This is a genomic window from Sphingobacteriales bacterium, assembly GCA_012517435.1.
Taxonomy (GTDB): Bacteria; Bacteroidota; Bacteroidia; order CAILMK01; family JAAYUY01; genus JAAYUY01.
In genome coordinates, this window is sequence record JAAYUY010000072.1 from 1 (window position 1) to 14382 (window position 14382).

Annotated in this window: 16 protein-coding genes; 9 read left to right on the plus strand and 7 right to left on the minus strand. The window is 38.9% G+C overall.

Annotated elements, in window-relative coordinates; genetic code table 11:
* A partial coding sequence (locus GX437_04025) for a cysteate synthase (protein NLJ06822.1) occupies window positions 1-363 on the plus strand: 363 nt, incomplete at its 5' end.
* A 4-nt stretch (window positions 364-367) separates the two neighbouring features.
* On the plus strand, window positions 368-1573 hold the full coding sequence (locus tag GX437_04030) for an alanine dehydrogenase (protein ID NLJ06823.1): 1206 nt from the start codon (window positions 368-370) through the stop codon (window positions 1571-1573).
* Here the strand turns inward: GX437_04030 and GX437_04035 are convergent.
* Complete coding sequence (locus GX437_04035; protein NLJ06824.1) at window positions 1570-2739, minus strand: iron-containing alcohol dehydrogenase; 1170 nt, start codon at window positions 2737-2739, stop codon at window positions 1570-1572. The two genes, GX437_04030 and GX437_04035, sit on opposite strands and share 4 nt — an antisense overlap.
* 108 nt (window positions 2740-2847) lie before the next feature.
* On the opposite strand from GX437_04035, the gene nrfH reads away from it, so the two are divergent.
* Both nrfH and nrfA read left to right on the plus strand, forming a co-directional pair.
* Window positions 2848-3411 (plus strand): cytochrome c nitrite reductase small subunit, encoded by a 564-nt coding sequence (gene nrfH, locus GX437_04040; protein ID NLJ06825.1) that lies wholly within the window; start codon window positions 2848-2850, stop codon window positions 3409-3411.
* Between the two features lie 11 nt (window positions 3412-3422).
* A complete protein-coding gene (gene nrfA, locus GX437_04045) occupies window positions 3423-4904 on the plus strand; it encodes an ammonia-forming cytochrome c nitrite reductase (protein NLJ06826.1) in 1482 nt (493 codons plus the stop codon).
* Here nrfA and GX437_04050 read toward each other — a convergent pair whose 3' ends face one another.
* A complete protein-coding gene (locus GX437_04050; protein NLJ06827.1) occupies window positions 4905-6062 on the minus strand; it encodes a tetratricopeptide repeat protein in 1158 nt (385 codons plus the stop codon).
* Window positions 6063-6202: 140 nt separating this feature from the next.
* Here GX437_04050 and GX437_04055 point away from each other — a divergent pair, with 140 nt between their 5' ends.
* Window positions 6203-7861 (plus strand): Zn-dependent hydrolase, encoded by a 1659-nt coding sequence (locus GX437_04055; protein ID NLJ06828.1) that lies wholly within the window; start codon window positions 6203-6205, stop codon window positions 7859-7861.
* A gap of 59 nt (window positions 7862-7920) precedes the next feature.
* Here GX437_04055 and GX437_04060 read toward each other — a convergent pair whose 3' ends face one another.
* Window positions 7921-8118, minus strand: a complete 198-nt coding sequence (locus GX437_04060; GenBank protein ID NLJ06829.1) for a winged helix-turn-helix transcriptional regulator — start codon at window positions 8116-8118, stop codon at window positions 7921-7923.
* 423 nt (window positions 8119-8541) lie between these two features.
* Between GX437_04060 and GX437_04065 the strand changes: the two genes are divergently transcribed.
* From GX437_04065 to GX437_04080, 4 genes are read left to right on the plus strand one after another with little or no spacing between them, the layout of a single operon-like run.
* Window positions 8542-9690: a CPBP family intramembrane metalloprotease gene (locus GX437_04065; GenBank protein NLJ06830.1), complete on the plus strand. Its 1149-nt coding sequence runs from the start codon at window positions 8542-8544 to the stop codon at window positions 9688-9690.
* Complete coding sequence (locus GX437_04070; GenBank protein ID NLJ06831.1) at window positions 9659-10477, plus strand: phosphatidate cytidylyltransferase; 819 nt, start codon at window positions 9659-9661, stop codon at window positions 10475-10477. The genes GX437_04065 and GX437_04070 overlap by 32 nt, the downstream gene beginning before the upstream one ends.
* A 1-nt stretch (window position 10478) precedes the next feature.
* Window positions 10479-11138, plus strand: a complete 660-nt coding sequence (locus GX437_04075) for a phosphatidylserine decarboxylase family protein (protein ID NLJ06832.1) — start codon at window positions 10479-10481, stop codon at window positions 11136-11138.
* Window positions 11139-11174: 36 nt separating this feature from the next.
* Entirely contained in the window at window positions 11175-11573 is a 399-nt protein-coding gene (locus tag GX437_04080; protein NLJ06833.1) for a hypothetical protein, read from the plus strand.
* 13 nt (window positions 11574-11586) lie between these two features.
* On the opposite strand, the gene rfaE2 is transcribed toward GX437_04080, so the two are convergent.
* The 4 genes from rfaE2 to GX437_04100 are packed head-to-tail and all read right to left on the minus strand — an operon-like array spanning window position 11587 to window position 14278.
* The gene (gene rfaE2, locus GX437_04085; GenBank protein NLJ06834.1) at window positions 11587-12075 is read right to left on the minus strand and encodes a D-glycero-beta-D-manno-heptose 1-phosphate adenylyltransferase; all 489 of its coding nucleotides are present in this window, start codon (window positions 12073-12075) and stop codon (window positions 11587-11589) included.
* Window positions 12038-13075: a flippase-like domain-containing protein gene (locus GX437_04090; GenBank protein NLJ06835.1), complete on the minus strand. Its 1038-nt coding sequence runs from the start codon at window positions 13073-13075 to the stop codon at window positions 12038-12040. The genes rfaE2 and GX437_04090 overlap by 38 nt, the downstream gene beginning before the upstream one ends.
* Window positions 13072-13422, minus strand: coding sequence for an aspartate 1-decarboxylase (locus GX437_04095; GenBank protein ID NLJ06836.1), 351 nt, complete (start codon window positions 13420-13422; stop codon window positions 13072-13074). Before GX437_04095 ends, GX437_04090 begins: the two co-directional genes overlap by 4 nt.
* Before the next feature lies 1 nt (window position 13423).
* Window positions 13424-14278, minus strand: a complete 855-nt coding sequence (locus GX437_04100) for a pantoate--beta-alanine ligase (GenBank protein ID NLJ06837.1) — start codon at window positions 14276-14278, stop codon at window positions 13424-13426.
* Window positions 14279-14382: the final 104 nt, after the last annotated feature.

The following is a 14382-nucleotide window of genomic DNA, read 5'->3' on the forward strand; positions in this document are numbered from 1 at the left end:
AAAGTGCTGTCGAACCGCAGGCCTCCTTATGGCATTTATGGCGGATTGTTCGATGCATTAAGCGACACGCAGGGAAAAGTATTGCTGGCTGATAACACAGAAACTTTGGAAGCCATGCGTTTATTTGAACAATATGAAGGAGTTGATATTCATCCGGCTGCAGGTGTGGCATTAGCCAGCCTGATGAAGGAAATAAAAGAAAATCGCCTTGATAAAAAAAGCATTATCATGTTAAATATTACCGGAGGAGGAGAAAAGCTGTTTATGAAAAACCATGATTTATATTACCTTAAACCTTCTCTGATTGTTGAGAGTACCATTGAAAAAACAAAACTTGAAGAGCAATTAAAATCATTATGGTAGAAAAATGATTAAAATAGGATTATTAAAAGAAGGAAAAATACCCCCTGACAGAAGAATTGTTTTAACTCCCCACCATGCTTCAGCCCTGATGAAAAAATATCCGGATATTGTGGTGGTTGTGGTGGAAGACAATCAAAACCGCTGTTTTACCAATAACGAATATGAACATGCAGGTGTAGAAGTGGTTCAGGATATCAGCGACTGCGATATTTTACTGGGAGTTAAAGAAGTGCCTGTTAATCAATTGATTGAAGGAAAAACGTATATGTTCTTTTCTCATACCATAAAAAAACAGGAACACAACCGAAGATTGCTTCAGGAAATTCTTAAAAAGAAAATTCGACTGATAGATTATGAGTGCCTTCACGATGTGGAAGGCAACCGCCTGATTGGATTTGGACGGTTTGCCGGAATAGTCGGGGCACAACATGCACTCGTCATGTGGGGAAAATACACTGGCCGTTATGAATTAAAACGGGCAATTGAACATCATGATTATAATCTGCTGATAGAAAGCAATAATAATATTGACCTTGGTAAAGTGAAGATATTTGTTACCGGAAATGGCAGAGTATCGAAAGGTGCAGTTGAATTGCTGGAACATGCAGGAATTAAAAAACTGACAGTCAAAGAATATCTTGCATATCAGGGAGACAGGCCTGTTTATTGTCAGTGCGATATGGATGAACTTTACCGGCACAAAAAAGGGAAGCCATTTGATTTTCATCATTTCTTCAGTTTTCCTGAACAATATGAGTGTGTATTTGATAAATTCTATGCTTCCACAGACATACTTATTAATGGTATGTTCTGGAGCCCAAAAGCTGACAGGTTATTTCAGCCGGAAGATATAAAAAAGGATAATTTCAATATCCGTATCATCAGTGATATTTCCTGTGATATAAACGGTTCCGTTCCGCTGACAACCAGGGCTACAACAATTGATCAACCTTATTTTGGGGTCAGCAGGAGAAATCTTCAGGAGTGTGAGCCATTCACAAAAGATGAAATCACAATGATGACCATAGATAATCTGCCCAATGAGCTTCCTCGAGATGCATCAGCTATGTTTGCTGAAGTGATGGCAGAGAGAGTTTTACCTTTATTAATCGAACAGCCGGATCATCCTATAATTTACAATGCCACAATTACTGCTGATGGAAAACTTAATAAGCCCTTCAGCTACCTTGCTGATTATGTGGCCGGTTAATAAGCAGCTTTTAGGATTCTCAGAACTGCGTTTTTATCAAGTTGCTTAAATCTTCCGACAGGTCCATATTTAACAATATCTTCAGCCATCCGGCTCAGTTTCTTTTCATCGGCAGCGAAACCGGCCTCACTTAAGCTGGCAGGTATTTTCAGCAATCTGAAAAAATCTGATAAACGCCTGATCCCTTCTCTGGCGGTTCTCAACTTATCGCCATCATGAAATACATGGAAAACATTAACGGCAAAGTCAACAAATTTATCAGCATTTTCAGGAGATAAAACTTCAGTCATCCAGTGCGGGGTGATAATTGCCAGACCTGTTCCGTGCGTCAGGTCGTTAACGGCACTCACCTTATGTTCAATCATATGAGTTGCCCAGTCGCCTTCTTTTCCGGCAGCCAGTATGCCATTGAGTGCCAGTGTACTGGCCCACATCAGATTGGCTCTGGCATGATAGTTTTCTGGCTCTTTCATGGCAATGGGTCCATAATGAATGCAAGTTTTCAGGATAGCTTCGGTGAGCCTGTCCTGAACAAAGGTTTCTTCAGCCTTACTGAAGTATTGTTCAATACAATGGCTCATGATGTCGGCAGTTCCGGCAGCTGTCTGGTGAGGTGGAACGGAAAATGTGTTTTCCGGGTCAAGAATGCTGAATACTGGTTTTAATGAAGGATGAACAAATGGCAGTTTTTCTTCCGTTTCTTCATTGGTAATGACGCATCCGCCATTGGATTCAGATCCTGTAGCTGCAAGTGTCAGAATAGCGGCAACCGGCAATACTTTCCCTATTCTGGCCTTTCCTGTAAAAAAATCCCATGGGTTTCCCTGATAATGTACTCCGGCTGCTATTGCTTTTATACAGTCAATCACACTTCCTCCACCTGCTCCAAGGATGATATCAATTTTTTCTTCCCTGCAAATCCGTATTCCTTCCCTGACGCTTTTAATGCTCGGATTAGGTTTAATTCCTGAAAGTTCGCAAAACCAGATGTCATTGGAAGTCAGAATATTGGAAATTTTATCGTATAAACCTGATTTTTTCAGGCTATTACCTCCATAAGCCAGTAAAACCCGTTTCCCGTGATTCTTTAACTCTGTTGCAAGTCTTTCTATTTTACCCCTGCCAAAAATAATTTTTGTTGGTATGGAAAGTTCAAAATTTATCATAGCAATTTTTTTCTGCAAAATTAACCGGAAAAATTTTTCAGATAATTTGCACATTTCAAAAACTTGTTATTTTTGTATCGGAATTAAAGTACACTTATACCAAAAAGAATGATAAAGAGAGTTTTTCAGATAATACGACCTGAAGGTAAATGGAAAATAGCCGCTTCAGTAATCGGGGGGGCATTTTTAGGAATAGCTATCTATTTGTTTATTGTTTCCAATGCTTCTTCTTACCTTTCTGACGATCCAGCTACATGTGTGAACTGCCATCTGATGTCGCCTCAATATTCGACATGGTACCACAGCTCTCACCGGGAAGTTACCAACTGCAACGATTGTCATGTGCCTCATAATAATGTGATTAACAAATACTTTTTCAAGGCAAAGGACGGGCTAAGGCATGCCACTGTATTTACCTTGCGAAATGAACCTCAGGTAATTTTCATCAAAAGTGCAGGGATTAAGGTGGTTCAGGAAAACTGCAAAAGATGTCACGAAAAGCTGAATGAAAATACAGAGCTGAAAAATCTGACAGGAGAAAAATATTTAAGAGGAGAAGATAAGGTTTGCTGGAGTTGTCATCGTGAGGTACCACACGGGAGGGTAAACAGTTTGTCGAGCACGGTACATACTTTTGCCCCTCTTCCGGAAGACATTAAACTGAAAAAATAAAAATTTGCTATATGGAACAGAATCAGAATATTAAGAAAAAAGGATGGGTCAACTGGATATTATTTTTTGCCACCATCATTATTGTATTTTTACTGGGCATGCTGGCCAATTCGGTCACACAGCGAAGGACAGAAGCAAGACTGGTCAATACACCAAAAGTTCAGATTAAAGACTATGAGCCCCGAAATAAGATTTGGGGTGAAAATTATCCGCGTGAATATCAGAGTTATTTATTGACGGCAGATACCGGATTTCGCAGCATGTTCAATGGAAGTGGATTGACAGATATGCTGGAGCTCAATCCAAAAATGGTAATTCTCTGGGCAGGCTATGCTTTTTCAAAAGATTATAATCAGCCAAGGGGACATTATTATGCTGTAAATGATGTCAGAATGACTCTTCGAACCGGAAGTCCCTTAAAACCTGATGAAGGGCCTCAACCTTCAACCTGCTGGGCATGTAAGAGCCCTGATGTGCCGCGAATGATGAATGAAGTAGGAATTTCAGATTTCTATAAAGCAAAATGGGCATTTTACGGCCCTGAAATTCACAATCCGATAGGATGTGCTGATTGCCATGACCCCAAAACCATGAAACTCAGGATTTCAAGACCTGCGCTCATCGAGGCTTTTCAGGCAATGGGAAAAGACATTAATAAAGTCAGTCATAACGAAATGCGTTCGCTGGTATGTGCCCAGTGTCATGTTGAATACTATTTCAAAGGTGATGGGAAATATCTGACTTTTCCGTGGGAAAAAGGTACAACTGTCGAAAAGATTGAAGAATATTATGATTCATATCAGTTCAAAGACTGGGAACATGCCCTGAGCAAAGCTCCCATGCTGAAAGCACAACATCCGGATTATGAGTTGTTTACAATGGGAATTCATGCTGAGAGGGGAGTCAGTTGTGCCGACTGCCACATGCCCTATATCAGCGAGGGAGGACAAAAATATACCAATCACCATATTCAAAGCCCGTTAAATAATATTAATGCCAGTTGTCAGGTTTGCCACAGGGAAAGCGAACAGACACTGGTAAAAAATGTATATGACCGACAGATTAAAAATGCTGAATTGCGCGAAAAAGCTGAGCAACTTCTGGTAAAAGCACATGTTGAAGCCAAAGCAGCCTGGGATGCAGGTGCCACCGAAACTGACATGAAAGATATTCTTCAGCTGATACGCCAGGCACAATGGAGATGGGATTTTGCCGTAGCCGGTCATGGTTCCTCATTCCATGCCCCTGTTGAAGTAGCCAGAATACTGGGTAATTCAATTGATAGAGTTCAGGAAGCCCGGGTAATGCTTGCAAAACTTCATGCAAAACTTGGCATTAAGGAAGTAAAATATCCCGACATCTCCACAAAAGACAAGGCACAGGCATATATAGGTCTGGATATGAAAAAACTGAAGGAAGAAAAAGAAGTTTTTGTCAAAACCGTATTGCCTGAATGGGATAAAAAGGCTGAGGAAAGGGAAAGCAAGTGGTGATTATTCGGGCTTATTTTCTTCGACCGGAACAGCCAGCAGCGCACAAACTTCTTCGGCAGCTTTAACAGCCATTTCATTGCCAAGGTTGGCAGCTTCCTTGAAATCGTTACATGCGTTCTGAATATTATTGGTTAGCAGGTAAAGACGTCCACGCCTATAAATGGCATCAGCATCACCTTGCCTGAGCTGGGTATATTTGACAATATCGCTTAAAGCATTCTGATAGTCTTTCTTTTCATCATAAATCAGCGAGCGGTGGAAATATGGGTCAGGGTAGGCAGGTTCAAGTTCAATGGCTTTGGTAAAATCAGCGAGAGCTTCATCGGGTTGAGAAACAGCTTTGTAGGCAATTCCGCGGTTAACGTAGGCCATTGCCTGAACAGGGTAAAGCTCCAGACCTTTTGTATAGGATTTGATGGCATTCTGATATTCTCCCTGCTGAATATAGATAAATCCCTTGTCATACCAGGCAGGAGCATACTGGTCATCAAACATAATGGCCATTTCCAGGTCTTGTAATGCCTGAATATACATTTGCATATACATTTTTGCATGCCCAAGATGAAAATAGGCATCCGCATCGCGTTTCCCTTTTTCGATAGCAAAAGAAAGGTTGGACACTGCTTTGGGAAAGTCGTTCAGATACAGATATGCGTAACCCATCCAGTAATAAAGCTCTTTATCCGTGTATTTCAGCGCTATTGCCTTTTCAAAATCTTTAATGGCATACCATGGGTTTTCGAGTTTAATCTGAACAAAACCCCTTGAATAGTAGTAAACTCCGTTATCGGGTGCAAGTTCCACAGCGGTATTGTATTCCATGATAGCTGCATAATAATTGTTCATGTCAACATAAATAACACCTTTCAGAGCGTGAGGCTTGGGATTTTTTGGTTCCAGACTAATGACCCTGTCAAAATCGGCAAGTGCTTCATTGATTTTGTCCAGTCCATAATAGCATTGACCTCTCATGTAGTAAGCCATGGCATAGTTTGAGTCTATCTGAATGACCTTATTAAAGTATTCAATGGCTTTATTTTTATCGGTTATAAATTCCAGGGTGCCGCTGGCCATGTAGTCTCTGATTATTTCTTCTTTGTTTTGAGCTGAGACGGTTAAATTCATCAAAATCAGCGCAAGAAGGATTATTTTCTGCATAAAAAGAATATTTTTGGTAAACAGGTCAAATTTAATTCCAAACCGAAACAGTTGACGCTAAATATTAAACACAGGTTGCATTGGTTAACTTGACTAATCCTCCGGGATTAATTTTATCTTTGTGGAAAAAAAACAAAGCCATGAAAAGCATTTATTTAGGATTAGCCTTGATTTTACTGATTTTTGTTCAGGCATGTAAAAATAAACCCATGAAACCATCTGTGGAAGAAGAAGTAGTTTACAAAGGAATTGATATTGAACAAAGAATGGCAAAATATCATGAAGTTGAGTTAAATACCGATTTATCCATACTGACAGAAAAGGAAAAAGCCATGTTGCCTTATTTACTTGAAGCTGCACAGATCATGGACGAATTATTCTGGCTTCAGGCCTTTGGCGATAAAGACATGTTGATGAAATACATACAGGATGAGAAAACCAGAAGGTTTACAGAAATAAATTACGGCCCGTGGGACAGGCTCGACAATGATTTTCCTTTTCTGGAAGGATTTCGTGAAAAGCCGGCTGGTGCTAATTTTTATCCTCCCGATATGACAAAAGAAGAATTTGAAGCCTTTGATGATCCGGCAAAAACAGGCCTTTACAATGTCATTGTCAGAGATAAAAATCAAAAACTCAAGGTAGTACCTTACCATATTCAATATTCTGACCAGCTGAAGAAAGCTTCGGAATTATTGCTGAAAGCGGCTACACTGGCAGAAGATTCCGGATTGAAAAAATATCTTCAGCTCAGAGCTAAAGCCCTGCTGAATGATGATTATTACGAAAGCGACATAGCCTGGCTCGATATGAAAAACAATACTATCGACTTTGTAGTCGGGCCTATCGAAAACTATGAGGATGGACTCTTTGAGTATAAAACTGCTTATGAAGCCTATGTGCTGGTTAAAGATAAGGTGTGGAGTGAGAGGCTTGCCTATTTTAATAAGTTTCTGCCTGAACTGCAGCAATCACTTCCGGTAATGCCGGCTTATAAATCCGAAAAACCCGGAACAGAAGGAGAGTTGAATGCTTATGATGTCATTTATTATGCAGGCGACTGCAATGCTGGAAGTAAAACCATTGCCATCAACCTGCCCAATGACCCGAAAGTTCAACTGGAAAAAGGGACCAGAAGACTGCAACTGAAAAATACCATGAAAGCGAAATTTGATCATATTTTGGTGCCAATTTCACAGCTGATCATTGACCCTTCACAAACTTCTCTGGTTAGTTTTGATGCGTTTTTTACCAATACCATGTTTCATGAGGTGGCACATGGCCTTGGCATTAAATATCTGGTGAAGAATAAAAAAACAGAAGTGAAAGATGCCCTTCTGGAATATTATTCGGCCTTTGAAGAAGGAAAAGCTGATATTCTTGGGCTCTACATGGTTGATTATCTGTATAATAAGGGAGAACTTAAAGACATTCCACTCGAAAGTTATTATGTAACTTTTGTGGCAAGCATGTTCAGGTCTATACGTTTTGGTGCCAGCAGCTCTCATGGAAAAGCAAACCTGATGCGGTTTAATTATTTTATTCAGGAGAAAGCCATAGAGCGTAATGAAAATGGCACCTACAAGGTAAATATCGAAAAGATGAAACAGGCTGTTGCTAAACTGAGCAGGGAAATTCTGGCCATTCAGGGTGACGGAAATAAAGCAGAAGCAAAAAAATGGTTCGATGAAAGACTCAGGATTAGCGATACCCTGAAAGAAGATTTAAACAGGCTTTCATCAGCCGGAATTCCTACAGATCTGATATTTAAACAGGGAAAAGAAGTGTTGGGACTTTAAAGGCATAACATCCCCGGTTGAAATCATTTCAACAATTTCATTTCTACCCTTCAGATTTCTTAATTAATGACAAAATGTGACGGTTCAGAACGCTTGCTGACAATTCCCAATTGTTTTAATTCGATTAAATTCTGAAGTACTTCGGAATAGGAAAAAGGCAATGCCTCAACAATATCACCGAAAAAACTTCCATTGGTCTCGTGTAAAAACTCCAGAATAGCTTTTTTAACAGGATGAGAAAGGATCTCATCAGTCATTTCATCAAGATTCCTTGGGTGATTTTCCTTATTTAAATTTTCCTGGGACATAATGCTTAATTACTTCTGAAATTTCAATTTTTATACCACTTTTTGAAAAAAGATAAATTAATTTATTGCTAATCAATGATTGATTAATGTTCAAGATTACTTGTTTTTTATCATTACAATTAATTGATTATTAACAAATCATATAAAAAATGTTAATAATGGCAGTTTATTCAATTTTGGGAAAGAGGAATCATTTTTAAGCATCTCCTGAAATAAATTTCATTTTGAAAAATTTAGAAAGCAATCATAGGCGGATTTAATGGTTTGAGTATTTTAATATTCAACCTTAATCACTTTGAATGCTTGCAGAAATAATGATTAAATTCTTCAATATGAATGTTAATTCAGGTTGAACAGTGGACATGAATTGCCATGAAACAGAAAAACTCCCGTATCTTTGCAGACAATTTGAATTCTTTGGATAACTCTTTACGCAATAAGGTATATTTACGGTATTTTTTCATCATCCTGCTCATTACTTTGGGATGCCTGATGTTTTTTACCATTTTAAGTTCCCTGCTCATGATAATTTTTTCAGGCACTTCTCCTGATGAACAGCAGCCTGTCTGGGTGCTAAAGATGATGCAGGTTGTGTTAATGGCCGGAATTTTCGGAGGCAGTTCCTGGCTGGCTGGGAAGATGTTGCATTTTAAATACCTTAAAGTTTATGGAATCTCATATTCCCCTCCGGTTGCAGATTATTTCTTCTCCTTAATGCTGTTTGTAATTTTGATACCATTTTTACAATGGACTATCGCCATCAACGAACAGATGACACTTCCCGATTGGTTATCTTCAGTTGAAAACTGGATGAGGAGTATGGAAGAACAGCTGGCCAGACAAACGGAAAGTTTTCTGCAAATGAATAATTTTTCAGATCTGCTTATTAATATGCTGATTATTGCCATTGTGCCTGCTTTTTTTGAAGAATTGTTTTTCAGGGGTTTAATCCAATCTTTTTTACTGGAATGGTTCCGGAAACCATGGGTGGCCATTTTGTTCACATCACTCTTTTTCAGTGGCGTTCATTTGCAGTTTTATGGTTTTCTTCCTCGTTTTATCTTAGGCCTTGTTTTGGGTTATCTGTTTTATTATTCGGGTAGCTTATGGCTTTCCGTTTTTTTTCATTTTACAAATAATGCACTTAGCATCGTTTTTTCTTATCTGGAGCAACATCATTTTATCAGTAATAAATTTGAAGAACAAATGTCGTCATCGTATTTACTGGTCATTATCAGCCTGGCTGTAGTGGCTGCTGTCATGATTTACTTTGCCGTTTATTATGACAAAAGAAGGGACAAATCGAAAGATTGGGTAAAAGTTTTTGAAACAGAAAACAACAGTGAAGCCGAAATCATTGCCGGAAAGATTGAAAATTCAGGGATACCTGTCAGTCTCATCAATAAAAAAGACTCATCATTTACTACCTTTGGGATGCTCGAAATATACGTCAGTCCTGAAAATGTTTCAGAAGCAAAACGAATCATTCATGAAGACCTTTCAGAAACACAACCTGAATAAACGCTCACTGACGGGTTTTTTATATGCCCTTATTGTTCTTCTGGCTGTTTTTTCCGGGAAATGGGCATTTTTAATTCTTTTACTGTTGTTTGACCTGCTTGCCTCCCTTGAATATTACAGAATAGTTGCAGACAGTAAAAAATCATTTCTTTTTGTTGCAGGACTACTTGTCAATATTCTCCTGCTTATACTTTCAACCCTGATGACTTTTGAATTACTTTCCGGTAAGGTATTGATTCTGATATTTGCCATCGAAGCAGCTTTATCCTTGCTGTTTTTCAGGGATAAATGGTTTTCAGAGATAAGTTTTTTATTGACTGGTCATTTCTGGATTGCTGCTCCATTGTCATTGCTTGCCTATTATTCAGCACGACAAGGGGTCTATTCTCAATATTTTGTTTTAATCCCGTTTTTATTGATTTGGGCTTATGATGTATTTGCCTATCTGACGGGTATTCTCATCGGGCGCAGGAAAATGGCACCAGCTATTTCACCACTGAAAACAATGGAGGGCCTGGCCGGAGGTATAACAGCTACCATCATTCTTGCGATCTTTATCCCGAAATTATTTACACTTTCCGGTAATATTCTGTTCTGGTCAGGTACAGGGTTGATGGTTGCCATAGGTGCTACCGCAGGTGATTTGTTTGAATCAGGCTTTAAAAGATATTTTGGAGTGAAAGACAGTGGTACCTTGCTTCCCGGCCATGGTGGTGTACTCGACAGAATTGACAGTCTTCTTTTTGTAATTCCTTTTTATATAACTGTAAATCAACTATTTCTGTAGTATGAAAATTCATCGTGAGGGAAAGCAAAGCATTATTTTGGGATTCATTGTGTTTTCATCAGTAAATTTTATGCTTTTCTTTTTGTTGCCTGTTTATCCGTTTTTGATCTTATTGATAATAAGTTCTTTATTGTTGTGCGGATTGATTTTGTTTTTCAGGGTACCTGAACGAAAACATGTAAAAAATCCCTTTTCAATAATCTCACCGGCAGACGGCAGGGTTCTAAAGATTAAAGAAGTCTATGAAAATGAGTATTTTAAGAAGCCAAAGACCCGCATTTCCATATTTATGTCGGTTACAGATGTCCATTTAAACAGGATACCGGTTGATGGAAAAATTGTTTTTGTACAGTATCATCCCGGACGTTATCTGTTGGCTTTTCATCCCAAGTCATCAGAGCTGAATGAACATAATACCATTGTTGTAGAAACGGATAGAGGTCATCAGATACTTGTCCGTCAGATAGCAGGGGGGCTGGCAAGGCGTGTCAGGTGCTTTGTCAATGAGAATGAGCAATATAGACAAGGTGATGAGATGGGTTTTATAAAATTTGGGTCAAGGGCAGATGTTTTCATTCCTGATGAATATAAAGTCAGTGTAGTTAAAAATCAGAAAGTCAAGGCAGGCGTAAGTGTTTTGGCTGTGTTAAAAGAAGAATGAGTTTTTTTTGAAAAAAATCATTGCTGTTTAAAAAAAATGCTTTTTCTTTGTGCCATGTCAAAAAGGATACAACATCAGTACGAATTTTCGTTTAAAGCCAAGGAGGAACTGCTGTTCAGTTTTGTTTCTTCTGCGATCAACATGGCCACCTGGTTTTGCGATAAAGTAAATGAAGAAAACGGAAATATTCACTTTTTCTGGAAAGACAGCAATGAGCGGGCTAAAATGATTAAGGTTGTTCCCCGCAAAAGTGTTACTTTCAAATGGATTGAACGTAGTGAGGATGAGTTTCTCCGCTTTGATATTGAAAAAGATGAAATTACCGGTACTACATTATTAATAATCACTGAGTTTGATGAGGAAGACCAGCACGAAGCCGGTAAACAATGGTGGGAAAATACCATTCAGAAATTAAGAAGAAAACTTGGCGGCTAAATGCCAGTTGTTTTCAGCTTTTAAGTTTATCAATTATTTTTGTTGTTGAAAAACCTTCCAGAAAGGGCAATATAATTATTTTCCCCCCTTTTCTTTTAACAATATCAGCACCTGCAATGTCTTCCTCCCTGTAGTCGCCACCCTTAACTAAAATATCAGGTTGCAATTCATTGATAAGCTCATAAGGAGTATCTTCATCAAACAAAACCACCGCATCGACAAAAAACAATGCTGCCAGCAGCAACATCCGTGAGTTCTCGTCATTGACAGGTCTGGCTTTTCCTTTCAGTCTTTTGACAGAGAAATCAGAGTTTACGCCAATAATCAGCTTATCCCCAAGTTCAGATGCTTTGCTGAGGTAGTCGATATGACCTGCATGGAGAATATCAAAACAACCATTTGTAAAAACAATTTTTTTACCCTGGGTTGCCCATTCCTGACATTCTTTTTTCAGTGTATCCCGATTATAGATTTTCAGCTGAATTTTCTGTGAGGCTTTCATTTTTGCTTTTTTTCTGAATGTAATAAAAAATCAAAAAGCAAACAGCACCAACTATAATAATGGTAAGGGTTTGCGAGCTATGAGCAATCAGTGCATACAGTTTTGCTCCTTCTTTGTCAACTTGGTAAATGCCGAGTGCCTGTTCAGCTGCAAAATGATAGGTGCCTATTCCTCCGGGAGAAGGCATGATGAAGCCAAGACTTCCAATGGTCAATACTACCAAACCGGCAGCTAGTGATAACTGGCTTGTTTCGGGCAGTGAAAAAAATACCAGATAGGTCATCAGATAATAAGTAAGCCAGATGAAGAGAGTATGCCCGACAAACTGCCATTTGTTTTTCATGGTTTTAATGGTTTTAATACCCGTATAAAAACCTTTCACTACATCCCGGATTTTGATATAAACAGGGTGTTTTTTAAAATCGCCATCTGATTTTTTGATAAGAACAAGCAGGATGATCAGTAAAGCAACGACAATAGCAATAATCAAAAGGGTTTTCAGGCTGAATAAACTTTTGAATTTATCGGATTGTAAAACCAAAGCATGATAAATGCTGTCTTTGATGAGTTTGTACTGAAGAACAACGGCCAGCAATGTCAGAACAACGAGCGTCATGAAATCAAAAATACGTTCAATGATGATGGTCCCGATAAGTTTATCGAGAGGCACCTTATCGGTTCTGTTGATGACAATGGGACGGCTGACTTCTCCCATCCTCGGGAGGGCAAGATTGGCCATGTAGTTGATCATCACGGCAATAAAAGTTCTCGAAGGTTTAATATCATACCCCAGAGGTTTTATGAGAAGATTCCAGCGTCTGCCACGGCTGTAATGTCCGAGCAAGGCGATAAATAATGCAAGGATGATCCAGAAATAATTGGCATTTTTAATTCCCTGCCACATTTCTTTCATAGGAATATCCTTATAAACCAGCCAGAAAAGGATTATCCCGATGGAGATAAAGATGATGAATCGCAGAAATGAAAACAGCTTTTTCAATTGATGGTGTCTTTACCAGGTTCCGGCAGGAGGATTTTGGGAATAATTTCTGAAGCTTTGCTCACTTCTACCATTGCATAGGAAACAATCACCAGAATGTCTCCGACTTTTCCTTTATGGGCGGCCGGTCCGTTCAGCCCGATAACTTTTGTTCCCCTGCCTCCTTTGATGACATAGGTTTCCAGCCGTTCTCCGTTGGTCAGGTTTAATACCTGCACTTTTTCATTGGCAATCAACCCCACTGCATCCATATAGTCTTCATCGATGGTAATGCTTCCCATATAATTCAAATCTGCTTCGGTACATCGTACCCTGTGAATCTTCGATTTTAATACTTCAATAAACATTTTACCTGATACTTACTTTTACATTATCAATCAATCTGATTTTCCCTACCTTCATGGCCGTACAGATAACCACCTCTTTATGTTCGTTAACGTCCTCAACTGTTTTCAGGGTACCGGCATCTACAATCTCAAAATAGTCAAGGTTTACAAGAGGTGACTGTGTTAAAAAACTGATGGATTGATTTTTAATTTCATTTACGGACTTACTAAATAGCATTTCCTGTGCCGCAATCAGCGTTTTATAGATATTCGGGGCAAATTTTCTTTCTTCCTCACTGAGCAACAAATTGCGGGAGCTCATGGCCAGGCCGTCTGGTTCACGCATAGTCGGGCAGGGGATGATGTTGATTCCCAGTCCAAGCTTTTCAGTCATCTTTTTTATGATGATATATTGCTGATAGTCTTTTAATCCGAAATAAGCATTATCGGGCATGACTATATCAAATAGCTTTCCGACAATGGTAACCACTCCGGCAAAATGTCCGGGGCGGTGAGCTCCTTCAAGCACTGTATCGAGTCCTTCCAGATCAATTTCTGCAACTTCAAAATGATTGTCAGGATACATGTCCTCCACATCAGGAATAAAGACTATATCTGCTTTTGTTTCTGACAAAGACTCAATATCTTTATCAACTAATTTGGGATACTTTAAAAAATCTTCCTTGTCGTTGAACTGGGTAGGGTTGACGAATATACTGACTACAGTGAGGTCATTTTCAAGGCAGGAGCGATGGACAAGTGAAAGGTGACCGGCATGAAGTGCACCCATGGTTGGTACAAAGCCGACTGTCTGGCCTTGCTTCTTAAACTTTTCAATAGAATTTGTCAGTACCGTTGGTTTATCAATCCGTAAAATCAACCCTAATTAATTTAGATTAAAGAAAAAATTTTGCTTCAAAGCTAATTTATTAATTAGATTTACGATATTTTTTTACCTTTGTACTTTAAAAAAAATGTTAA